Annotated in this window: 21 protein-coding genes and 2 tRNA genes; 7 read left to right on the forward strand and 16 right to left on the reverse strand. The window is 66.9% G+C overall.

Going from position 1 to position 21,284, the window contains the following annotated elements; all coding sequences use genetic code 11:
• Positions 1-17 precede the first annotated feature (17 nt).
• Positions 18-932, forward strand: coding sequence for an NUDIX hydrolase (locus tag V1Y59_RS16680; RefSeq protein ID WP_330506071.1), 915 nt, complete (start codon positions 18-20; stop codon positions 930-932).
• Between the two features lie 92 nt (positions 933-1,024).
• On the opposite strand, the gene V1Y59_RS16685 is transcribed toward V1Y59_RS16680, so the two are convergent.
• The 3 genes from V1Y59_RS16685 to leuC form a co-directional block, all read right to left on the reverse strand.
• Positions 1,025-1,627, reverse strand: coding sequence for an HU family DNA-binding protein (locus V1Y59_RS16685; RefSeq protein ID WP_330506072.1), 603 nt, complete (start codon positions 1,625-1,627; stop codon positions 1,025-1,027).
• 173 nt (positions 1,628-1,800) lie between these two features.
• The gene (gene leuD, locus V1Y59_RS16690; RefSeq protein ID WP_330506073.1) at positions 1,801-2,394 is read right to left on the reverse strand and encodes a 3-isopropylmalate dehydratase small subunit; all 594 of its coding nucleotides are present in this window, start codon (positions 2,392-2,394) and stop codon (positions 1,801-1,803) included.
• A 44-nt stretch (positions 2,395-2,438) separates the two neighbouring features.
• Positions 2,439-3,875, reverse strand: coding sequence for a 3-isopropylmalate dehydratase large subunit (leuC, locus tag V1Y59_RS16695; RefSeq protein WP_330506074.1), 1,437 nt, complete (start codon positions 3,873-3,875; stop codon positions 2,439-2,441).
• A gap of 74 nt (positions 3,876-3,949) precedes the next feature.
• Here leuC and V1Y59_RS16700 point away from each other — a divergent pair, with 74 nt between their 5' ends.
• Positions 3,950-4,684: an IclR family transcriptional regulator gene (locus tag V1Y59_RS16700; protein WP_330506075.1), complete on the forward strand. Its 735-nt coding sequence runs from the start codon at positions 3,950-3,952 to the stop codon at positions 4,682-4,684.
• A 46-nt stretch (positions 4,685-4,730) separates the two neighbouring features.
• Positions 4,731-5,228, forward strand: a complete 498-nt coding sequence (locus V1Y59_RS16705) for a pyridoxamine 5'-phosphate oxidase family protein (protein ID WP_330506076.1) — start codon at positions 4,731-4,733, stop codon at positions 5,226-5,228.
• 33 nt (positions 5,229-5,261) lie between these two features.
• Here the strand turns inward: V1Y59_RS16705 and V1Y59_RS16710 are convergent, their stop codons facing one another.
• The 6 genes from V1Y59_RS16710 to V1Y59_RS16735 all read right to left on the reverse strand — a co-directional run bounded on the left by V1Y59_RS16710 (position 5,262) and on the right by V1Y59_RS16735 (position 9,647).
• Positions 5,262-6,086, reverse strand: coding sequence for an SGNH/GDSL hydrolase family protein (locus V1Y59_RS16710; RefSeq protein WP_330506077.1), 825 nt, complete (start codon positions 6,084-6,086; stop codon positions 5,262-5,264).
• Between the two features lie 116 nt (positions 6,087-6,202).
• Positions 6,203-6,275: transfer RNA gene (locus tag V1Y59_RS16715), tRNA-Glu, on the reverse strand.
• 68 nt (positions 6,276-6,343) lie between these two features.
• Positions 6,344-6,415, reverse strand: a tRNA-Gln gene (locus V1Y59_RS16720).
• A gap of 98 nt (positions 6,416-6,513) precedes the next feature.
• Positions 6,514-7,989, reverse strand: coding sequence for a glutamate--tRNA ligase (gene gltX, locus V1Y59_RS16725; RefSeq protein WP_330506078.1), 1,476 nt, complete (start codon positions 7,987-7,989; stop codon positions 6,514-6,516).
• Between the two features lie 66 nt (positions 7,990-8,055).
• Entirely contained in the window at positions 8,056-8,877 is an 822-nt protein-coding gene (locus V1Y59_RS16730) for an alpha/beta fold hydrolase (protein ID WP_330506079.1), read from the reverse strand.
• A complete protein-coding gene (locus V1Y59_RS16735; RefSeq protein WP_330506080.1) occupies positions 8,874-9,647 on the reverse strand; it encodes a fumarylacetoacetate hydrolase family protein in 774 nt (257 codons plus the stop codon). The genes V1Y59_RS16730 and V1Y59_RS16735 overlap by 4 nt, the downstream gene beginning before the upstream one ends.
• Positions 9,648-9,749: 102 nt before the next feature.
• Between V1Y59_RS16735 and V1Y59_RS16740 the strand changes: the two genes are divergently transcribed.
• Entirely contained in the window at positions 9,750-10,958 is a 1,209-nt protein-coding gene (locus V1Y59_RS16740; RefSeq protein WP_431309198.1) for an MFS transporter, read from the forward strand.
• Here V1Y59_RS16740 and V1Y59_RS16745 read toward each other — a convergent pair.
• The 4 genes from V1Y59_RS16745 to serA all read right to left on the reverse strand — a co-directional run bounded on the left by V1Y59_RS16745 (position 10,915) and on the right by serA (position 15,027).
• Positions 10,915-11,940 carry a DUF1648 domain-containing protein gene (locus V1Y59_RS16745; RefSeq protein WP_330506081.1) on the reverse strand — a complete coding sequence of 342 codons (1,026 nt, stop codon included), beginning with the start codon at positions 11,938-11,940 and terminating at the stop codon, positions 10,915-10,917. The genes V1Y59_RS16740 and V1Y59_RS16745 overlap by 44 nt on opposite strands.
• A complete protein-coding gene (locus V1Y59_RS16750; RefSeq protein ID WP_330506082.1) occupies positions 11,937-12,290 on the reverse strand; it encodes a GntR family transcriptional regulator in 354 nt (117 codons plus the stop codon). The genes V1Y59_RS16745 and V1Y59_RS16750 overlap by 4 nt, the downstream gene beginning before the upstream one ends.
• A gap of 134 nt (positions 12,291-12,424) precedes the next feature.
• Positions 12,425-13,435, reverse strand: a complete 1,011-nt coding sequence (locus tag V1Y59_RS16755; protein WP_330506083.1) for a 3-isopropylmalate dehydrogenase — start codon at positions 13,433-13,435, stop codon at positions 12,425-12,427.
• Complete coding sequence (serA, locus tag V1Y59_RS16760; protein ID WP_330506084.1) at positions 13,432-15,027, reverse strand: phosphoglycerate dehydrogenase; 1,596 nt, start codon at positions 15,025-15,027, stop codon at positions 13,432-13,434. Before serA ends, V1Y59_RS16755 begins: the two co-directional genes overlap by 4 nt.
• Positions 15,028-15,334: 307 nt before the next feature.
• On the opposite strand from serA, the gene V1Y59_RS16765 reads away from it, so the two are divergent.
• Together V1Y59_RS16765 and V1Y59_RS16770 are read left to right on the forward strand one after the other, a co-directional pair.
• Positions 15,335-16,000 (forward strand): chymotrypsin family serine protease, encoded by a 666-nt coding sequence (locus tag V1Y59_RS16765; protein WP_330506176.1) that lies wholly within the window; start codon positions 15,335-15,337, stop codon positions 15,998-16,000.
• Positions 16,001-16,092: 92 nt separating this feature from the next.
• A complete protein-coding gene (locus V1Y59_RS16770) occupies positions 16,093-16,782 on the forward strand; it encodes a Pr6Pr family membrane protein (RefSeq protein WP_330506085.1) in 690 nt (229 codons plus the stop codon).
• 33 nt (positions 16,783-16,815) lie between these two features.
• Here V1Y59_RS16770 and ilvC read toward each other — a convergent pair whose 3' ends face one another.
• The 3 genes from ilvC to V1Y59_RS16785 all read right to left on the reverse strand — a co-directional run bounded on the left by ilvC (position 16,816) and on the right by V1Y59_RS16785 (position 20,343).
• Entirely contained in the window at positions 16,816-17,829 is a 1,014-nt protein-coding gene (gene ilvC / locus V1Y59_RS16775; RefSeq protein ID WP_330506086.1) for a ketol-acid reductoisomerase, read from the reverse strand.
• Between the two features lie 70 nt (positions 17,830-17,899).
• The gene (gene ilvN / locus V1Y59_RS16780) at positions 17,900-18,403 is read right to left on the reverse strand and encodes an acetolactate synthase small subunit (protein ID WP_235722582.1); all 504 of its coding nucleotides are present in this window, start codon (positions 18,401-18,403) and stop codon (positions 17,900-17,902) included.
• Positions 18,400-20,343, reverse strand: a complete 1,944-nt coding sequence (locus V1Y59_RS16785) for an acetolactate synthase large subunit (RefSeq protein WP_330506087.1) — start codon at positions 20,341-20,343, stop codon at positions 18,400-18,402. The genes ilvN and V1Y59_RS16785 overlap by 4 nt, the downstream gene beginning before the upstream one ends.
• A gap of 312 nt (positions 20,344-20,655) precedes the next feature.
• On the opposite strand from V1Y59_RS16785, the gene V1Y59_RS16790 reads away from it, so the two are divergent.
• Positions 20,656-21,129 (forward strand): PH domain-containing protein, encoded by a 474-nt coding sequence (locus V1Y59_RS16790; protein WP_330506088.1) that lies wholly within the window; start codon positions 20,656-20,658, stop codon positions 21,127-21,129.
• The last annotated feature ends 155 nt before the right edge of the window (positions 21,130-21,284 follow it).

Here is a 21,284-nt window from a genome sequence, read left to right on the forward strand (position 1 = left end):
ACCTAGGATTCGCTTCGATGTCCAAGGCAACGAAGACGGTGTGGGCCGCGGGTGGCGTGCTCTGGCGGCCGACCCGCGGCGGCGGCGTCGAGATCTGTCTCGTCCACCGGCCCGACTACGACGACTGGACGCTGCCCAAGGGCAAGATCGATGACGGGGAGACGTTGATCACCACCGCGGTCCGCGAACTGCGGGAGGAGACCGGGCAACTCAGCAAGCTCGGCCGTCATCTCCTCGATGTCTCCTACGACGTCCCCAGCGGCCGTAAGCGGGTGCGTTACTGGGCGGCGCGTGCGCTCGGCGGCGACTTCTGGCCCAACCACGAGATCGACGATCTGCGGTGGCTCGAACCGTCGTCGGCGGCGTCGCTGCTGAGTTACCCCCTGGACCGCAAGGTTCTCAAGGAGTTCGAACGGCTACCGGCCGATCTGCACACCCTGCTGCTGGTGCGGCATGCCCGCGCCGGTTCGCGCTCCCGGTTCAAGGGCGACGACCGACTCCGGCCGCTCGACCGGCTCGGACGGTCGCAGGCACGCGAACTCGCCTCGCTCCTCGGCAGCTTCGGCGCCGAGCGCCTGCACGCCGCCGACCGGGTGCGGTGCGAGCAGACATTGGCCCCCACCGCCGACCGGCTGGGCGTGGCGATCGTCTCCGAGCCGGCGTTGGCGGAGGAGGCCTATCGGGAGAATCCGGATGCCGCGCACCGCCGTATCCGCGAGATCGCGACCGACACGTCCGCGATCCATGCGGTATGTAGTCAGGGCAAGGTCATCCCACCGCTGATGCGGTGGTGGGCCGACGAGGACAAACTATCGCTGCCCGCCAAGCGCAATCGCAAGGCCAGCGTCTGGGTGCTGTCGACCTTCGAGGGGCGGTTGCTTGCGGCCGACCACATCGACAGTCCGCTGCCGCACACCGACCGCGAGGACTGACACCGAGGACTGCGTTCACACCACTTCGGCCCCAGACGGGGGAAGACCGTCGGGGGCCGAAGGGGTGATCGGGTGAAAAGCGGTGCGGTGCCTCAGCGCCGACCGGTTGTCTTCTTGGCGGCTGTCTTCTTCGCCGGAGCCTTCTTGGCCGCGGTCTTCTTGGCCGGAGCCTTCTTGGCTGCGGTCTTCTTGGCCGGAGCCTTCTTGGCCGCCGTGGTCTTCTTGGCTGCCGTCGTCTTCTTGGCCGGAGCCTTCTTGGCCGCCGTGGTCTTCTTGGCCGCGGTCGTCTTCTTGGCCGGAGCCTTCTTGGCTGCGGTCTTCTTGGCGGCTGTCTTCTTGGCAGCAGCCGTCTTCTTCGCCGGGGCCGCGGTGGTGCCGCTTCCGCGCTTCACCGCCGGGCCGCTGGCGGACAGCTTCTGCTTGCCCGCGACGACGGCCTTGAACTGGGCACCCGGACGGAACGCGGGAACCGAAGTGGCGCGCACCTTCACGGTCTCACCGGTGCGAGGGTTGCGAGCCACACGAGGAGCGCGCTTGCGCTTCTCGAAGACACCGAAACCGGTGATGGTCACGCTCTCGCCCTTGTTGACTGCCCGGACGATCGTGTCCACGACGAGCTCGACGGCGGCTGTCGCAGTCTTGCGATCCGCATCGAGCTTTTTGGTCAGCTCATCAATGAGCTCTGCTTTGTTCATCGAAACCTCCGCAAGCTGTTCTGACCCATCGGTAGGCCAGCTAACTCCACACGGTAAACGCCGAATTCGAAAACGTCCATCTTCCACGCCAATTAACCAGGCATGTTGCGAAATCGAAAGCAGGAATCGGTTTCCGGGGACGGCGTCCAACGGGCCGCGGAGGTGCTCGCAGATCAGCCCGGAAGGGTCGCCGGCTTGAAGCCCGGACGGCTGCGCTCGAACTCAGAAATCGCTTCTACCTGCCGTAATGTCAGTCCGATGTCGTCGAGACCCTCCATCAGACGCCAGCGTGTGTAGTCATCAATTGCCAACGGCACCACGAGGTCTCCGGCGGTGACCGTCCGATCGGCAAGACTGACCGTCAGTTCCAGTCCGGGCTGTTCCTCGAGACGCTTCCAGAGCAATTCGACGTCGGACTGCTCGACCTCGGCGGCGACCAGACCGGCCTTGCCGGCGTTGCCGCGGAAGATGTCGGCGAAACGGGACGAGATGACGACCCGAAAGCCGAAGTCCGACAGCGCCCAGACGGCGTGCTCGCGAGACGACCCCGTTCCGAAGTCGGGGCCCGCGACGAGAACCGAGCCTCGGCTCCAGGGTTCGTTGTTCAGGATGAAGTCCGGGTCGCTGCGCCAACTGGCGAACAGCCCGTCCTCAAAGCCGGTGCGGGTCACGCGCTTCAGGTAGACCGCGGGGATGATCTGGTCGGTGTCGACATTGCTGCGGCGCAGCGGCACGCCGATGCCGGTGTGGGTGATGAAGGGTTCCATGGCCTCGATCCGATCGTCTGGAGGATTGTGAGTGAGGTCTCGCGTCAGCCGAGATCCGCGGGAGCCGAGAGGGTGCCGCGGACGGCGGTGGCCGCCGCCACACCCGGCGAGACGAGGTGGGTCCGGCCGCCCTTGCCCTGCCGCCCTTCGAAGTTGCGGTTCGACGTCGACGCGCAGCGTTCACCTGGCGACAGCTGGTCGGGGTTCATCCCAAGGCACATCGAGCACCCGGCCTGGCGCCATTCCGCGCCGGCGGCCTCGAAGATCGCGCCCAGACCTTCCTCTTCTGCCTGCGCACGGACGCGCATCGATCCCGGCACGATGAGCATCCGCATTCCGTCGGCGACCGTGCGGCCCTTGAGGATGTCGGCGACCGCACGCAGATCCTCGATGCGCCCGTTGGTGCACGAACCGACGAAAACCGTGTCCACCTTCACGTCGCGCAGCGGGGTCCCCGGTTGCAGGTCCATGTACTCCAGCGCTCGACGGGCCGCGGTCGCCGCCGTCTCGTCGGCGATCTGTTCGGGGTCGGGCACACGGGATCCGAGTGGGAGCCCCTGTCCGGGGTTCGTTCCCCAGGTGACGAACGGAGTCAGCGCGGAGGCGTCGATGTGGACCTCCGCATCGAACTCCGCTCCGGGATCGGTTCGCAGACTGTCCCAATAGGCCACCGCGGCATCCCAGTCCGCACCGGTCGGCGCGTGCGGGCGGCCCTTCAGGAAGTCGTAGGTGACCTGATCCGGGGCGATCATGCCGGCGCGCGCGCCCGCCTCGATCGACATGTTGCAGATGGTCATGCGGGCTTCCATGGACAGCTTTTCGATGGCGGCGCCGCGGTATTCGAGGATGTGGCCCTGTCCGCCGCCGGTGCCGATCTTGGCGATGACGGCGAGAATGAGGTCCTTGCTCGTGACACCGGGAGGCAGTTCACCGTCGACGGTGATGGCCATCGTCTTGAAGGGGCGCAACGACAGCGTCTGTGTGGCCAGGACGTGCTCGACCTCCGACGTGCCGATCCCCATCGCGATCGAGCCGAAGGCGCCGTGCGTCGAGGTATGGCTGTCACCGCAGACCACGGTCATGCCGGGCTGGGTGAGTCCCAACTGCGGCCCGACGACATGGACGATGCCCTGTTCGGCATCCCCCATGGGATGCAGACGGATTCCGAACTCCTCGCAGTTACGGCGCAGTGTGTCGACCTGGGTCCGTGAGACCTCGTCGGCGATCGGTTTGAAGATGTCCACCGTGGGCACGTTGTGATCTTCGGTGGCGATCGTCAGGTCAGGACGTCGAACCGGTCGGCCGGCCATGCGGAGTCCGTCGAAGGCCTGGGGACTGGTCACCTCGTGGACGAGGTGGAGGTCGATGTAGATCAGGTCGGGATTGCGGTTTCCGGCGGCATCCTCATCGCCGCGTGCGACGACATGGTCGTCCCACACCTTCTCGGCAAGAGTACGCGGTGCGGCGGGGCTGGAACTCATGGCACTTCTCGCATCTCGTTGGCTGTGGCCCACCAATGGTGGCATCTCATTATCTGGGACGCTAATATCGTCCTATGGGAAAGGATAGCGCATCGCCGACGACGAGCGGAATCGGCGTGCTCGACAAATCCGTCGTCGTACTCCAGGCCATCGCCGACTCGCCGTGCAACCTCACCGAACTCTGTGATCGGACGGGACTGCCACGCGCCACGGCACACCGTCTCGCGGTCGGCCTGGAAACCCACCGCCTGTTGGCGCGCAACGCATCGGGGCGATGGTGCCCTGGTCCGGCGCTCGGCGAACTCGCCGCTTCCGCCCACGACCCGATCCGCGAAGCCGCACTCATGGTCCTCCCCCGACTGCGTGAGATCACCGGCGAGTCGGTTCAGGTCTATCGACGCGAGGGCGCCGAGCGGGTGTGCATCGCGGCGATGGAACCGCCGACCGGATTGCGCGACACGGTGCCCGTCGGGACCCGCTTTCCGATGAGCGCCGGTTCTGCGGCGAAGGTTCTGCTCGCCTGGACGGACCCGAGCACCCAGCGCGCCCTGCTGCACGACAGTGTCTTCAGCGAACGTGCGCTGTACGAGATACGACGGCGTGGCTGGGCACAGAGCGCCGGTGAGCGAGCCGCGGGCGTGGCGAGTGTGTCGGCGCCGGTCCGGGACGGCTCCGGAGAGGTCGTCGCCGCCATCTCGGTCTCGGGGCCGATCGACCGGATGGGCCGCCGGCCGGGTTCCCGGTGGGCCGCCGACCTGCTGGCCGCCGCCGATGCCATCCACAAGCGCCTCCATCCCACCCGCGGCTGAGGAGACTGCCACCCCGACGCCGAGGCGGTCGGCTAGCGTCAGTTCCATGGGAGTCAAACAACGCAGTCAGATCGTGATGTCCGAGGCCGAGATCGACGACTTCGTCGCCACCAGCCGCACCGCGACGCTGGCGACCACGGGTGCCGACGGCAGCATCCATCTCGTCGCCATGTGGTACGGCATCATCGACGGGGAGATCTGGTTCGAGACGAAGGCGAAATCACAGAAGGCGGTCAACCTGCGGCGCAACAGCCGCTGCTCGGTGCTCATCGAGGACGGCGACACCTACGACACCCTGCGTGGGGTCGCCTTCGAAGGCACCGCCGAGATCCTCGACGATCCCGACTCCTGCCTCAAGATCGGCGTGAGCGTGTGGGAACGCTACACCGGCCCCTACACCGACGAGATGCGCCCGTTCGTCGACCAGATGATGCACAAGCGTGTGGCCGTGCGCCTCGTCACCGAGCGCGTGCGGTCCTGGGATCACCGCAAGCTCGGGCTCGATCCGATGCCGAAGGCGGGCAGCACGGCACCGTCGGCGTAGAGCCGCCCCTACCCGCCCCGGTCAGATTCCCCGTCAGCTTGCCAACTGATCGACGACGAGCCTGGCCATGTTTGTCGCACCGAGCGGCGTCGGATGGCGGGTCTGGGTGTCGCCCCGCGGCCAGTCACCGAGAAACCATCGAGCCGAACCGGCACAGGTGTCGTGGCCGACGGCGGGACCAGCGATATCGACATAGTCGGCGGCCGCCCGTTCGGCGGCCTCCGCCAGGGTTCGGTTGAAGTCCGCAAAGAACGCTGCCACCGTCGGGGCGTCGGCTTCGCTCATCCGTGCGTCCGGGAAGCAGCGCTGCGCGCCGAAGTAGCCTCCGTGACCGACGACCACGATGCGCGCGGCCGGCGACCTTCGATGGATCTCCGCGAGTACGCGATCCAGCTTTGGGGACAGGTCGGTCAACGCGCTCGTGATCCGAGCCTGCATGGCGCTGTCCGTACGGCACCGGCCGTCCCCGATCAGCGGGAAACACGGCGAGATGAGCGATGACCATCCGATGTCGTTGCCGCCGATCGACAGCGTGACGAGCCTTGTTCTCTCCGACAACGCATCGACCTGTGGGGGAACCGAATTGACCAGCAGGACCCGCTGCCCCTCCAGCACGTCGGTCGTCGTGGCGGCGACACATGCGACCGAGCGGTAGGAGACACCGAGCGCGGCAGCGACCTTCGGCGGGTATGCGTCCGCTGTGCGGCCGCAGTGGTCGCCGAAGAGTACCGACGTCCACGTGACACCGGTTGCCCGTGAGTCCCCGAGTGCCACGTAGTACGGGTCGTCGGCAGCGGTCGCGACGCCTGCTCCGAGGACTGTCAGAACCAGTGAGACGACCATCACAAGATTTCGCACTCGCCGAGAATATTCAGCAAAGAACCGCAGTGGCTTGGTCAGAGAGTCTGATTAGTCCTTTTTGACGACAAGAAGAAACCCCCCACCTGCCTGCGCTGGTGAGGGGTTTCCTTCTGTAGCCCCGACGGGATTCGAACCCGCGCTACCGCCTTGAGAGGGCGGCGTCCTAGGCCGCTAGACGACGGGGCCATGGACACGCTATTCAGTTGGAACGACCGGGTGGGCGTCTCGGTTGGAGACCCGTCACCGGCTGTCCGCTGGGGTACCAGGACTCGAACCTAGAATGGCGGTACCAGAAACCGCTGTGTTGCCAATTACACCATACCCCAAGGTTTTCCCTCGTCCGATCGGCGTCCCGCTCGGAAAAGGACCGAGGAGAAGAGTACCAAAGGGTACCCCCAAGACCACAAATCGGCAGGTCAAACCGCTAGTTCGGGATTTGTTCGCGTGCTGCGGCCAGTCGGGCCAGACTCTTCTCGCGACCGAGCAATTCCATCGACTCGTACAGGGGCGGACTGATCTGCGATCCGGTGACGGCCACGCGGACCGGACCGAACGCCTTGCGCGGTTTGAGTCCCAGACCGTCGACGAGAGCCCCCTTCAGCGCCTCCTCGATGTCGGGTCCGGTCCACCCCGACAGCGGGGTCAGCGCCGCCGTCGCGGCATCGAGCACCTCACCCGCATCCGCACCCAGGTTCTTCGCCGCGGACTTCTCGTCGATGACGAAGTCGGCGTCGGAAACGTAGAGGAAGGACATGAGCCCCCAGGCATCCTCGAGCACCTGGATCCGGGTCTGCACCAGCTCGGCGAGGGCGGTGAAGGACGAGTCGTCGACCGCGTCGGTGAGGTGTCCCCGATCGATCAGGTAGCTCTTGAGACGGGAGGCGAAATCACCGACCTCGAGTCGCCGGATGTGCTCGGCGTTGATGGCGTCCGCCTTCTTCTGATCGAACCGGGCCGGATTCGAATTCACCTGCCGCACATCGAAAGCGCCGATCATCTCATCGAGCGTGAACACGTCGTTGTCACCCGAGAAACCCCATCCGAGCAACGCGAGGTAGTTCAGCAGTCCCTCGGGGATGAAGCCACGATCCCGGTGATGGAACAGATTCGACTGCGGGTCCCGCTTGGACAGCTTTTTGTTGCCCTCGCCCATCACGAACGGCAGATGGCCGAACTCGGGTACCCGATCGGCGATCCCCAGCCGGATCAGTGCGTCGTAGAGCGCGATCTGCCGGGGCGTCGAGGAGAAGAGATCCTCGCCGCGCAGCACATGGGTGATCTTCATCAGTGCGTCGTCGACCGGGTTCACCAGGGTGTAGAGCGGATCTCCGGACGCCCGGGTGAGCGCGAAATCGGGCACCGTGCCGGCCTTGATGGTGGTGGTGCCGCGGACGAGGTCGTCCCACGAGATGTCGTGGTCCGGCATGCGAAGGCGGACAACGGGTTTACGACCCTCGGCGCGATACTCGGCGCGCTGCTGTTCGGTGAGCTGGCGGTCGAAGTTGTCGTAGCCGAGTTTCGGGTCGCGGCCGGCGGCGCGGTGACGGGCCTCGACCTCCTCGGGGGTCGAGAACGCCTCGTAGGCCTCCCCCGCCTCGACCAACCGCGCGACCACGTCGAGGTGGATGTCGCGGCGCTCCGATTGCCGGTAGGGCCCGTACGGTCCGCCGACCTCGGGCCCCTCGTCCCAGTCCAGGCCCAGCCAGCGCAGGGCGTCGAGGATCGCGTCGTAGGACTCCTGGGTGTCGCGAGCCGCATCGGTGTCCTCGATCCGGAAGACGAACGTGCCCTTGTCGTGGCGCGCCTGCGCGAAGTTGAACAGGGCCGTCCGCGCCAGCCCGACGTGCGGAGTACCGGTCGGGGACGGACAGAAACGAACGCGCACATCGGAGCCACTCATGGTGGTCAGCGTATCGAATCGGCCGAGTATCGAATCGTCGGCAACCGCCCCGGCGGCCGCCCGAGGTCAGCGATGCGCGTCGAGGAACTCGATCAGCAGCCTGTTCACCTCGCCGGGCTGCTCGAGGTAACCGAAGTGGCCGGCCTTGCTGATCTCCTCGTAGCGCGCGCCGGGAATCGCGTCGGCGACCTCGCGCGCGAGTTTCGGCGGAAGCGTGCGGTCGTCGGCGAATCCGATCACCAGGGCGGGCCGGGAGATGCCCCGGTAGGCACCGAGCCGGTCGGCCTCCCGGTCGTGCAAGCCCAGCTGCGCCCGAACGCCGGCGGTGACCGTCTGTGGCGAGAACCCGATGACGTCGAGCCAGTCCTTGGCCGCGCGGTCGTCGTCGAGGGTGTGCGGCGACAGGTTCAGGTGCGCGGTGATCGCCGCGGCATAATCCGGCGGCAACGTGATCTTGTTGTCGTAGAGGGCGCGCTCTCCTGCCGAGATCGCCTGCTGGACAGGGGTGTTGCGTCCATAGGTGGCGATCATCACGGCTGCCTTGACCAAATCAGGGCGGGACAACGCCAGTTCCTGGGTGATCCGCGCGCCCAACGACGTCCCCACGACGAATGCCGGCCCCGCACCGAGATGTTCGATCAATCCCGCCGTGTCGGCGACCATGTCGTCGTGCGTGAAGCCCTCGGCACATTCCGAGGACGGGGCGATACCGCGGTTGTCGAAGGTGACGACCCGGTAGCCGGCCTTGATCAACGCCGGCTGTTGGTGGGCCTGCCACACCCGGCCGGGGCTGCCGGTGCCCATCACCATCACGACCAGCGGACCGGTGCCCGCGTCGTCGTAGGAGATGTCGATTCCGTTGACCCGGGCCGTCTTCGGACCCTTCACGGTTTGTCCACCACGGGGTTGGCGAGCGTCCCGATGCCCTCCACGGTGACGGCGACACGCTGCCCAGCCACCATCGGGCCGACACCCTCGGGCGTACCGGTGAGGATGACGTCGCCCGGCAGGAGGGTCATGATCCGCGAGATCCACTCCACGATCGCGCCGACGTCGTGGAGCATCAGCGAGGTCCGAGAGCGCTGCTTGACATCACCGTCGAGCTCGGTGAGCACTTCGGCGTCGGCCGGATCGAACTGCGTCTCGATCCACGGCCCGAGCGGGCAGAAGCTGTCGTAGCTCTTGCCACGTGTCCACTGACCATCGGCCTTCTGCTGATCACGGGCAGTGACGTCGTTGGCCACGGTGTACCCGAGGATGACGTCGGCTGCCTTGGCGGCCGGGACGTCCTTGCAGGGCTGACCGATCACCACGGCCAGCTCACCCTCGTAGTCGACCCGCTCGGAACTCGGCGGACGCACGATGGGCACCTCGGGGCCGATGATCGAGGTGTTCGGCTTGATGAAGATCACCGGCTCCGGCGGCGCCTCCCCGCCCATCTCCGTGGCATGGGCGGCGTAGTTCTTGCCGATGCAGATCACCTTCGACGCCAGGATCGGCGCCAGAAGTCGCACGTCGGCGAGCGCCCAGGACCGACCGGTGAAGGACGGGGTACCGAAGGGATGTTCGGCGATCTCGCGCGCCCGCTGACCGTCTTCGGCGTCCTCGATGGCGACGAACGCGACTCCGTCGGGGCTGGCAACTCGTCCTAATCGCATGGCCACGACACTATCGCACCACCGATTCCCAACCTGCGGGACTCGACTTGGGCACGAACGCGATCGATTCTAGGATATGGACAGTTTGTATCAGAATGTGAGATGGGAGACAAGGTGGAGTCGATGACGTTGTCGGCGCGGCGGAAATGGGCGATGCTCGGCTGCGCCCTGATCGCCGCGATGACGACGACCTGCGCGGTCAGCGGTGTCGCCTACCTGATCCCCGCCCTGCACACCGAGCACGGTGTGCCACTGTCCGCGGCATCGATCCTCGCCACCATCCCCACAGTCGGGCTGATGATCCTGATCATCCCGTGGGGCGTCCTACTCGATCGCTATGGCGAACGCCACGTCCTGATCATCTCTCTGTGCGTGACGTCGGTCGGCACCATCGGGGCCGTCGTGATGTCGGCGACCGACGCGCCGTACTGGGCCCTCGCGGTCGCGCTGTTCATCGGCGGCCTCGGATCGGGCGCCGCCAACGGTGCCAGCGGCCGGATCGTGGTCGGTTGGTTCCCGGCGAATCAACGAGGCACCGCGATGGGAGTGCGGCAGATGGCCCAACCCCTGGGGATAGCGGTCTGTGCGCTCACCATGCCACTGACCGCCGCATCCCTCGGGGTGACGGCGGCCCTGGTCATCCCCGCGGCGGTGACCGGACTGGGGCTGGTGGTGGCCGTGGTGGGAATCATCGATCCGCCGACGGCACCGTCGAGCAGCGCCCGACCGGCAGGCACTGACAACCCCTATCGCACAGGTGGTTTCCTCGCCCGCGTGCACGGTGTCAGTGCGCTGCTGGTGATTCCGCAGTCCATGCTGTGGACCTTCGTCCCCACGTGGTTGATCGTGGCACACGAGTGGGCCCCGGCCGCTGCGGGCGTTCTGGTCACGGCCACACAGGTCGTGGGCGCGATCGGCCGCATCGTCGCCGGGCGGATCTCCGATGCCTGGGGCTCGCGGATGCGGCCCATCCGTGTCATCGCGGTCGCGGCCTCGGTCTCCGTCGCCGTGCTGGCGCTGACGGACTGGCTCGACAGCCCGGTCGCGCCGATCGTCATGGCCGCCGCGGCCGTGGCGTCGGTGGCGGACAACGGACTGGCGTTCACCGCGATCGCGGAGTTCGCCGGACCGACGTGGAGTGGCCGCGGGTTGGCGATCCAGAACACCGCTCAGTACCTCGCGACGGCAGCCAGCACACCGGTGTTGGGTGCGATCATCGGTGGTGTCGGCTTCCCGGTCGCGTTCGCCTTGACGGCGATCACCCCGCTCATCGCGGTGCCGCTGGTCCCCCGTGACGCGCAACGTGATTGATCAGTCCCGCGGCCTTCGCGGCGTCGTCGACGACGACGATGTCGCGCCGTCCGTCTCGGCGGACGACGAGTAGCGCCGAACCGGACCGGAGCACGAAACCTTTCGCGCCCTTCAGGTCTCCGTGGGCAGCGATTCGGTAGCCGTAGCCGCCGAAGTCGCGCATCGCGCGGACGGGCACCACCTCGGCATGGTCGATTTCGGCGATCGGGACGGTGGTGCGCGGCCATCCGAGCAGCCCGCGTGTGGTGACCCCGGACCGGTTCACCGTGACGCGCACTCCCCACAGCAGCGCCGTCAGGATCACCACCACCGCCAGGATCGCGACGACGATCCACGATCCGAGCACGAACGACACGGTCGCGAGCACCACCAGCGCGGCCGACAGGATCACCGACGCGGTGGCTGACATCGACACGGCGCGTGTCCAGACGAACCGCTCCGCGGAGTTCAGGAACAGCTCGGGACGCTCACCGATGTCCCGGTCGGCGACAGCCTGCGACCAGCGCGGCGTCGCGGCCGCGACCCCGATGCCGCACACGATGCCGAGCCCGAGCGCACACAGGATCTGCCACTGCGGTGTCGGCACCGCGGATGCGTCCGTGACGTCACGCTGGTCGGCGGTGGTGAGCACGACGACCGCGATGATCGAGATCGACACTCCGGCAACGAGACCCGTGGCGGACTGGACGAGGTTGCGGTCACGTGTGGCGGCAAAGACGAGGCAGCCGAGCACGGCACCGATCGCGCCGACGACGATGGGTGCGGCGATCACGAAGGTGTGGCCGGAGAATCCGTCGGCACCGTCGATGGACCAATGGGTGGCGACCGGGTTCGGCAACTCGGCGCGCCACGAAGCGACCAGCAGCGTGCCCACGATCCCCGCCACGAGCGACGGGACCGTGGCGAGAAGAAACACCACGGCTCGCGTTCGGCCCGTCGGCCCACCGGGTGTGGCCGGATACCCTCCGGGTCCATCCGTCATCGTGTCCACCTCTCCTCGATCTCGGTTGTCAGTACGGCCGGCGGGATGTCGAGCCTGCGGGCGAGCGCCACGAGCCGATCGATCGCGTCCACGAGCTCGGCACGATCCGGCGCGGACCCCGTCACGATCGCTCCGCGGCCCCGCCGCAATTCGACGGCTCCCTCATCACGCAGGAGTTGATAGGCACGCAGAACGGTGTGGAGATTGATATCGAGGGAAGCCGACAGTTCGCGTGCCGGCGGCAGCCGTTCACCGGGCGCGACCTCGCCGTGTGCGATCGCTCCCCGCACCGATGCCGCGACCTGCTCGAAGAGCGGCATGCGCGAGTTCGGATCGATGCGGATCAACACAGAAAAATCATATAGTTCTATTCAAAATAGAACAACTACGGCACCGCCGGAGAGTGGAGATCGGACCCGGAACGCATGAGCCCCGCCCGGGCAGACCGGGCGGGGCCCATGCGGTGTCTCGACTGGCGTACCGACTAGACGCGATCGCGGATGCGACGTCCGATCTCGCTGGTGCTCAAGGTCTCCGAACCCCGGTCGGCGAGATCCGCAGCGACGGCCTTTTCGACCCGCTCGGCCGCGTCGGTCTCGCCGAGATGCGACAGCAGGAGTGCGACGGACAGGATGGCCGCGGTGGGATCCGCCTTGCTCTGCCCCGCGATGTCGGGGGCGCTGCCGTGCACCGGTTCGAACATCGATGGGTTCGTCCGGGTGGCGTCGATGTTGCCGGACGCCGCGAGACCGATCCCACCGGTGACCGCGGCGGCGATGTCGGTGATGATGTCGCCGAACAGATTGTCGGTGACGATCACGTCGAAACGCCCCGGATCGGTGACGAGATAGATCGTCGCCGCATCCACGTGGCAGTAGTCGGTCGTCACGTCGGGGTACTCGGCGCCGATCTCGGAGACGGCACGGCTCCACATCGAGCCGGCGAACGTCAGCACATTCGTCTTGTGCACCAGCGTCAACTTCTTGCGCCGCGCACGCGCCCGCTCGAAGGCGTTGCGCACCACCCGTTCGACACCGAACCGGGTGTTGACGCTCACCTCGGTCGCGACCTCGTTCGGGGTGCCGACCCGGATGGCGCCACCGTTGCCCGTATAGGGGCCCTCGGTGCCCTCCCGGACGACCACGAAATCGATGTCGGGGTCACCGGCCAGCGGTGACGCGACCCCCGGGAGTTTGCGCGCCGGACGAAGATTCACATGATGGTCGAGCGCGAACCGCATGTTCAGCAGCAGACCGCGTTCCAAGACGCCCGACGGCACCGACGGGTCGCCGATGGCGCCCAACAGGATCGCGTCGTGGGCACGCAGGGACGTGAGATCGTCGTCGGTCAGCAGTTCGCCGTTGCGGTGATAGCGACGGGCACCGAGGTCGAATTCGGTCGTCGACACGTCGGCGACAACCGATTCCAGTACGCCGACGGCCTCCCCGATGACCTCGGGGCCGATGCCGTCGCCGGCGATCACGGCCAGCTTCATGCCAGGTCCACCTGTTCGATGAGGGTTGCGCCGACGGATTCACCGATGGCGGCGACGAGATCGTCGGCCAGGGGCTCACTCACCCGGAGCACCACCGTCGCACCCGGGCCGTCGGCATCCTGGGAGAGGCCGGCTGCCTGGATGTCGATGCCGGCGTTGCCCAAGAGCGTGCCGATCCGGCCGAGCGAACCGGGCTGATCGGCATAGCTGACGATCAGGTTGTGGCCCTCGGCGCGCAGATCGAAGTTGCGGCCGTTGATGTTCACGATCTTCTCGACGAGCCGGGGCTCGGTCAGGGTGCCCGACACGTTGTGCACCGAGCCGTCGGCGAACACGGCCTTCACGTCCACCACACTGCGGTGGTTCGGGCTCTCCGAGGCGGTGGTGACCTCACTGGTGACTCCGCGGTCCGCGGCGACCGCGGGGGCGTTGACGAAGGTGACCGGTTCGTCGAGCACAGCCGAGAACAGGCCACGCAGCGCGGACAGCCCGAGCACCTCGACGCTGTTGGCGGCCAACTCGCCACGCACATCGACGACGAGCGACGTCGGCGGCTCGGCGCTGATCGCGCCGACCAGCACGCCGAGCTTGCGGGCGACCTCGAGCCACGGCGCGACCTCTTCGTCGACGGCACCGCCGGTGATGTTGACGGCGTCGGGCACGAAGTGGCCGGCCAAGGCCAGCCGGACACTCTTCGCGACGTCGGTGCCGGCGCGGTCCTGCGCCTCACTGGTGGACGCGCCGAGGTGCGGGGTCACCACGACCTGGGGCAGTTCGAACAGCGGCGAATCCGTGCACGGCTCGGTGGCGTAGACGTCGAGCCCGGCCGCACGCACGTGGCCGGAGTTGATCGCATCGGCGAGCGCCTGCTCGTCGACGAGCCCGCCGCGGGCGGCGTTGACGATGACAACGCCCTTCTTCGTGCGCGCCAACTGATCCTTGCCGATCAACCCGAGCGTCTCGGGGGTCTTCGGCAGGTGCACGGTGACGAAGTCCGCGCGCTCGAGAAGTTCGTCGAGACTCACGAGCTCGATGCCCAGCTGGGCGGCACGTGCCGGCGACACATACGGGTCGAAGGCGATGATCGATGTTTCGAACGCGGCCATCCGAGCAGCGACCAGTTGGCCGATCCGACCCAGACCCACCACGCCGACGGTCTTGTCGAAGATCTCCACGCCGTTGAACGCCGAACGCTTCCAGGTGTGCTCGCGCAGCGTCGCGTCGGCCGCGGGGATCTGACGGGCAGCCGACATCAGCAGCGCGACAGCATGCTCGGCGGCGGTGTGGATGTTGGATGTCGGCGCGTTCACGACCATCACGCCACGCTTGGTCGCGGCCGGGACGTCGACGTTGTCGAGGCCGACGCCGGCACGGGCGATGATCTTCAGGCCGGGTGCGGCATCGAGCACTTCGGCGTCGACGGTGGTCGCCGACCGTACGAGGATCGCATCCGCCCCGGCGGCCGCTTCGAGCAGCTTCGGCCGGTCCGGGCCGTCCACCCATCGGACCTCGACGTCGTCGCCCAGCGCTTCGACGGTCGAGGGAGCCAGTTTGTCGGCGATCAGAACGACCGGACGGCCAGCTGAGGTCACGATATTCTCCATGGTTTTGGGGCCAAAGTCTGTTGAGGATGTGGAGATCGCCACGGGCGATCGACCGTGGGACTTCCGCGGACAGCTTAGTCGTGACCGAATGTCAGATTTACAGCCGGTATCCGTCGGTCTGGTCAACCGACCCGAAATCAACGGTAGATTGTGATCGGCATTACGGATAGGTTGCAAACCGACCCCGGGAGGATTCCGCATCGGGCACGACGCGGTGACCGCCCGGTACCGTGTGCTTGGCCCGGGCTCACCCGTGGCCGACGTTTTCTTGTGCGCATCGAATGAGCGGAGTGTGATGATGAGGAAGCTGACAGCACTGTTGGCTGTTCTGGCTGCAACGGTGCTGGTGGGCTTGGGGGCAGGCTCAGTCGATGCCGCGCCGGCGAAGATCTACCTCGGCGGTGGGTCGGGCATCCTGGTGCTCAAGGGCGGGAGCTCGGCGGCCGCCTGCACACTGACCACCATCGGCCGGTCGAACACCGGCAAGTTGATCGGCATCACCGCCGGACACTGCGGTACCCGGGGCCAGAAGGTGTACTCGGAGACCTTCCAGGACCGCGGGCAGGCCGGCACGATCACCTACTCCACCAGCGACCTGGACATCGCGGTGATCGAGTTCAACCCGGCCAAGGTCGTGCCATTGCGTTCGGTGCGCGGCCTGACCATCCGGAGCATCGATCCCCGGCCGCTGACCTTCCCGGCCATCGCCTGCAAGCAGGGCCGCACCACCGGCAACACCTGCGGTATCAGCTGGTTCTCCGATGGTGACGTGCACTTCAGCCAGATGTGCGTCGTCGAAGGCGACTCCGGGAGCCCGGTCGTGGTCGGTGACCGTCTGGTCGGCATGGTCAACGCGTACTACTTCCTCGCCTGCCTGGGACCCGAGACCGGCACCAACATCGCTCCGATCCTGCGGCGCGTCGGTTCTCTTCCGGCCTATGGAGGTTTCCGGCCGATCTGATCGAGAAGAATCCGACCGACCGATGAGACATCGGTGACGGCCCCGAGGTCCGCCTCGGGGCCGTCACCATCTCCGGGACAACCGAGGTGGGCATGACATCGAACCGGTTGATCGCGTTCCGGACGATCCACGCCATGATCGCCGCGGTGGTCGCCGGCAGCCTGATCATCCAACTGGCACTGCTGTTCACCGGCGGCGCCGACGCCAATTCCCGTGACACCGATGCCGACGTCGGCGTGGCCACCCGGCTCGTCCGATTACTCAGCTACTTCACGATCCAGAGCAACCTCATCGTCCTGGCCGTGTCGATCCTGTTGGCGATCAACCCTCTTCGCGCCGGCACCCGATTCGCCGTCGGCCGGTTCGACGCCCTGCTCGGCATCACCGTCACCGGCCTGGTGTTCGCGATCGTGCTCGCGCCGCAGGTCCACCTCACCGGCGCGGCCCTGGTCGCGACGATCGGATTCCACTACATCTCGCCGTGGGCCACCCTGCTCGCCTGGCTGCTGTTCGGTCCGCGTCGACAGTTCGGTCCGGCCGTCATCGCCTGGGCGTTCGCATGGCCGGTCGCCTGGCTGCTGTACACCTTCGTCCGGGGCGCGTTCGTCGACTGGTACCCGTACCCGTTCCTCGATGTGACCGAGATCGGCTACGCGCGAGCCCTTCTCAACGCGGTCATGGTGCTGATCCTCGGCGCGGTACTGGCCGCGCTGTTGCGGCTCGTCGATCGGCGGGCGCCGGCTCTCCTGGATCAGACGAGCGTGGGCCCCACGTCACGGTGACGTGGGGCCCACGGCCTCGGTGAGCTATCCGGCTCAGGCGGTTTCGGTGATCGGCCGATCCACCCAGCTCATCAGGTCGCGCAGCTTCTTGCCGGTGACCTCGATCGGGTGCTCGGCGTTGCGTTTGCGGAGGTCCTCGAGTTCCTTGTTGCCGCCCTCGACGTTGGCGACGAGGCGCTTGACGAAGGTGCCGTCCTGGATGTCACGCAGGATGCCGCGCATCCTCTCCTTGGTGTCGGAGTCGATGACACGCGGCCCGGACAGGTAGCCGCCGAACTCCGCGGTGTCGCTCACCGAGTAATTCATCCGCGCGATGCCGCCCTCGTACATGAGGTCGACGATCAGCTTGAGCTCGTGCAGCACCTCGAAGTAGGCCATCTCCGGGGCATATCCGGCCTCGACCATGACCTCGAAGCCGGTCTTGACCAGTTCCTCGGTGCCACCGCACAGCACGGCCTGCTCACCGAACAGGTCGGTCTCGGTCTCTTCCTTGAACGTGGTCTTGATGATGCCGGCACGGCCGCCACCGATCGCGGAGGCGTAGCTCAGTGCGAGCGCCTGGCCCTCGCCCTTCGGGTCCTGGTCGACCGCGATCAGGCACGGCACACCCTTGCCGTCGACGAACTGCCGACGCACCAGGTGGCCGGGGCCCTTCGGCGCGACCATGCCGACGGTGATGTTCTCGGCCGGCGTGATCAGGTCGAAGTGGATGTTCAGACCGTGCCCGAAGAAGATGGCGTCGCCGTCCTTCAGGTGCGGCTCGATCTCCTCGGTGAAGATCTTGGCCTGCGAGGTGTCCGGCGCCAGGATCATGATGACGTCGGCCCACTCGGCGGCCTCGGCCGCCGACAGGACCTTGAGGCCCTGCTCGGCCGCCTTCTCGCGCGACTTGCTGCCCTCACGCAGACCGACCGCGACCTCGACTCCGGAGTCGCGCAGCGACAGTGAGTGGGCATGGCCCTGGCTGCCGTAGCCGATCACCGCGACCTTGCGACCCTGGATGATCGACAGATCGGCGTCGTCATCGTAGAACAGTTCGATCGCCACAGTTGCTTCCCTTCGATTTTCGTTGCCCTCGGGATCGCTTGTCACCCAAGGGATGTGTTCTCAGAACGTGTCAGCGGTTCGCCGACATGCTCTTGGGTCCCCGTCCGAGTGTCACCGCGCCCGACTGGGCGATCTCCCGGATGCCGTACGGGTCGAGCATCCGCAGCAGCGCCTCGAGCTTCTCGCTCGTTCCGGTCGCCTCGATGGTCAGCGACTCCGGGGAGACGTCGATGACCTTGGCGCGGAACAGGTTCACCACCTCGATGACCTCGGACCGCACGGCGGAGTCCGACCGGACCTTGATCATCATCAGTTCTCGGGAGACGGAGCTCTCCGGGTCCTGCTCGACGATCTTGATCACGTTGATCAGCTTGTTCAGCTGCTTGGTCACCTGCTCGAGGGGGAAGTCGTCGACGGTCACCATGATGGTCATCCGCGAGATCCCCTTGAGCTCGGTCGGCCCCACCGCGAGCGATTCGATGTTGAATCCACGCCGGGAGAACAGGCCCGAGACACGGGCGAGCACGCCCGGACGGTCCTCGACCAGGACACTGAGGGTGTGGGTGGTACTCACTTCTCGTCCTTCTCTGCCAGCACGGCCGCGTCCGTGCGGCCCATCGCGTCGTGGATGTCAGGTGTGTCCGACGCGGATTCGTCGTCGTCGAACAGCGGCCGGATGTCGCGGGCGGCCATGATCTCGTCGTTGCCGGTGCCGGCGGCGACCATCGGCCACACCTGCGCGTCGGCGCCGACGATGAAGTCGATCACCACCGGGCGGTCGTTGATCTCGCGGGCCTTGGCGATCACGTCGTCCACGTCGGACTCCTGCTCGACCCGGAAGGCCGCGCATCCCAACGCTTCCGCCAGCTTGACGAAGTCCGGGATGCGGCGGGAGTGGGTGGACAGGTCGGTGTTGGAGTAGCGCTCCTCATAGAAGAGGGTCTGCCACTGACGGACCATGCCGAGGTTGCCGTTGTTGATCAGGGCGACCTTGATCGGGATGCCCTCGATCGCACAGGTGGCCAGTTCCTGGTTGGTCATCTGGAAGCAGCCGTCGCCGTCGATCGCCCACACCTCGGTGTCCGGCGCGGCCATCTTGGCGCCCATCGCGGCCGGAACCGCGTAGCCCATCGTGCCGAGACCACCGGAGTTGAGCCAGGTCCGGGGCTTCTCGTACGAGATGAACTGCGCCGCCCACATCTGGTGCTGGCCGACGCCGGCACAGTAGACCGCGTCCGGGCCGGCCGCCTTGCCGATGGCCGAGATGACGAACTCCGGCGACATCGAGCCGTCGGCCTGGCGGTCATAGCTCAGCGGGTAGGTGCGGCGGATGCCGTCGAGATACCGCCACCATGCGGTGAGATCCGGTGCCGCCGTGGTGGTCGCCCGCTCGTTGCGGATGGTCTCGATGAGATCGCTGATCACCGCGAGGCAGTCACCGACGATCGGGACGTCCACATGCCGGTTCTTGCCGATCTCCGCCGGATCGATGTCGGCGTGGATGACCTTGGCATCCGGCGCGAACGACGACAGCTGGCCGGTGACACGGTCGTCGAACCGCGCACCGAGCGTGATCAGCAGATCGCTGCGCTGCAGGGCTGCGACCGCGGCGACGGTGCCGTGCATACCCGGCATGCCCAGGTGCTGCTGATGGCTGTCCGGGAACGCCCCGCGCGCCATCAGTGTGGTGACCACCGGGATTCCGGTCAGCTCGGCCAGTTCGCGCAGTTCCTCGGACGCGTTGGCCTTGATGACGCCGCCACCCACGTACAGCACCGGCGACTTCGCCGACTGGATCAGTCGCGCCGCCTCGCGCACCTGCTTGCCGTGCGGCTTGGTGACCGGACGATAGCCGGGCAGGTCGATCTGCGGCGGCCACGAGAAGGTGGTCTGGCTCTGCAGGATGTCCTTGGGGATGTCGACGAGAACCGCACCGGGACGGCCGCTCTCGGCGATGTGGAACGCCTCGGCGATGACCCGCGGGATGTCGGCGGCATTGTTCACCAGGAAGTTGTGCTTGGTGATCGGCATCGTGATGCCGGAGATGTCGGCCTCCTGGAACCCGTCGGTGCCGATCAGGGCGCGGCCGACCTGGCCGGTGATGGCAACCACCGGGACGGAGTCCATCTGGGCGTCGGCGAGCGGGGTCACCAGGTTGGTGGCGCCGGGTCCCGACGTCGCCATCATCACGCCGGCCCGGCCGGTCACCTGCGCGTAGCCGGTGGCGGCATGGCCTGCGCCCTGCTCGTGACGAACGAGGACGTGACGGACCTTCGGCGAGTCGAGGAGCGGGTCGTACACCGGCAGGACCGCGCCACCGGGGATGCCGAAGACGATCTCGACGCCGAGCTCCTCGAGCGAACGGACCACCGACTGCGCACCGCTGACACGCTCGGGTGCCACCGTGTGCTGCCCTACCGCCCGCAGGTTCTGACCCGCTGGCGATTGTTGACGCGGCCCCGCCTGGTGCGCGGGTGTCCGCGTGCCGTCGGTACGTGCTGTTGGTGCGCTCACTGCACGGTCCTTTTGTTCTGTGTTTCGTTGAGTTGACAAGAAAAAACCCCCGACAGCTGGGCTGTTCGAGGGTGGCGCGTCGATGCTTGAGGGTCTACGAAGTGACCGGTCAGGCGACGACGCGCCGGCCGAGTACTACGAGAATCTCGTGCTGCATCACGTGCTCACGGTAAGACCGCGCCCTGAGCAGAGTCAAACTCCGGACCTCGCCGTCCCACATTGTGAGAAAGTACAGGTGATGTCGCCCGGTGGGCGGAGCCGGAAGGCGTCCCCGTGGGCGGAGCCCGATGATGTCATTGGCACAATGGCGACGTGCCAACCGACCCCGCCGACGATGCCAACGCCGATCCTTCCGAGCCTGACGCGACGAACCCGCATACCGGGTCCGACGAAGCCGCAGTGCCGCTTCCCGTCGTCTTCCGCATCAACGGGGTCGCGTACTTCACGGTCCCGATGGTCGCCGTCATCGCGATCATCCTCGCGGGTACGTCGCTGGTCTGGCTCGGCTGGACGCTCGTGATCCCGTTCATCCTGGCGTGGTGGATTCGCCACGTACGCACCGTGGTGACCGAGAACGGCCTGCATGCGGTCCATACCTTCGGGACGCGCGATGTGGCCTGGACCGACCTCGAAGGTCTGCAGTTCCCCCGGTGGAGCGCGGTGCGGGCGGTCACCGTCTCGGGCGCGCGGGTCAAACTGCCCGCGATCGGATTCGACGACCTCCCGCAACTCTCGGCGGCCAGCCGCGGCCGGATCCCGGACCCGTTCGCCATCCCCGACGAGTGATCGACCCGGGACGTCTCGCGACCTGCGATTCGCCGAATACCGGTTTGTTCGCGCAGGTCACGGCGGAGTAGCCTCGATCGGCGTGGTGGCGACGCACCGGCAGGTGGTCGTCGACGTCACGACCAGTCCCACTGTCCCGCGCGTTCGGGATGATC

It is taken from the genome of Gordonia prachuapensis, from assembly GCF_036350515.1.
GTDB classification, from domain to species: Bacteria; Actinomycetota; Actinomycetes; order Mycobacteriales; family Mycobacteriaceae; genus Gordonia; species Gordonia prachuapensis.

Coding starts and splice junctions, on each gene's coding strand:
- V1Y59_RS16680 (WP_330506071.1), top strand. CDS start 18: ATGTCCAAGGCAACGAAGACGGTGTGGGCCGCGGGTGGCGTGCTCTGG.
- V1Y59_RS16685 (WP_330506072.1), bottom strand. CDS start 1,627: ATGAACAAAGCAGAGCTCATTGATGAGCTGACCAAAAAGCTCGATGCG.
- leuD (WP_330506073.1), bottom strand. CDS start 2,394: ATGGAACCCTTCATCACCCACACCGGCATCGGCGTGCCGCTGCGCCGC.
- leuC (WP_330506074.1), bottom strand. CDS start 3,875: ATGAGTTCCAGCCCCGCCGCACCGCGTACTCTTGCCGAGAAGGTGTGG.
- V1Y59_RS16700 (WP_330506075.1), top strand. CDS start 3,950: ATGGGAAAGGATAGCGCATCGCCGACGACGAGCGGAATCGGCGTGCTC.
- V1Y59_RS16705 (WP_330506076.1), top strand. CDS start 4,731: ATGGGAGTCAAACAACGCAGTCAGATCGTGATGTCCGAGGCCGAGATC.
- gltX (WP_330506078.1), bottom strand. CDS start 7,989: ATGAGTGGCTCCGATGTGCGCGTTCGTTTCTGTCCGTCCCCGACCGGT.
- V1Y59_RS16735 (WP_330506080.1), bottom strand. CDS start 9,647: ATGCGATTAGGACGAGTTGCCAGCCCCGACGGAGTCGCGTTCGTCGCC.
- V1Y59_RS16740 (WP_431309198.1), top strand. CDS start 9,750: ATGGGAGACAAGGTGGAGTCGATGACGTTGTCGGCGCGGCGGAAATGG.
- V1Y59_RS16745 (WP_330506081.1), bottom strand. CDS start 11,940: ATGACGGATGGACCCGGAGGGTATCCGGCCACACCCGGTGGGCCGACG.
- V1Y59_RS16755 (WP_330506083.1), bottom strand. CDS start 13,435: ATGAAGCTGGCCGTGATCGCCGGCGACGGCATCGGCCCCGAGGTCATC.
- V1Y59_RS16765 (WP_330506176.1), top strand. CDS start 15,335: ATGATGAGGAAGCTGACAGCACTGTTGGCTGTTCTGGCTGCAACGGTG.
- V1Y59_RS16770 (WP_330506085.1), top strand. CDS start 16,093: ATGACATCGAACCGGTTGATCGCGTTCCGGACGATCCACGCCATGATC.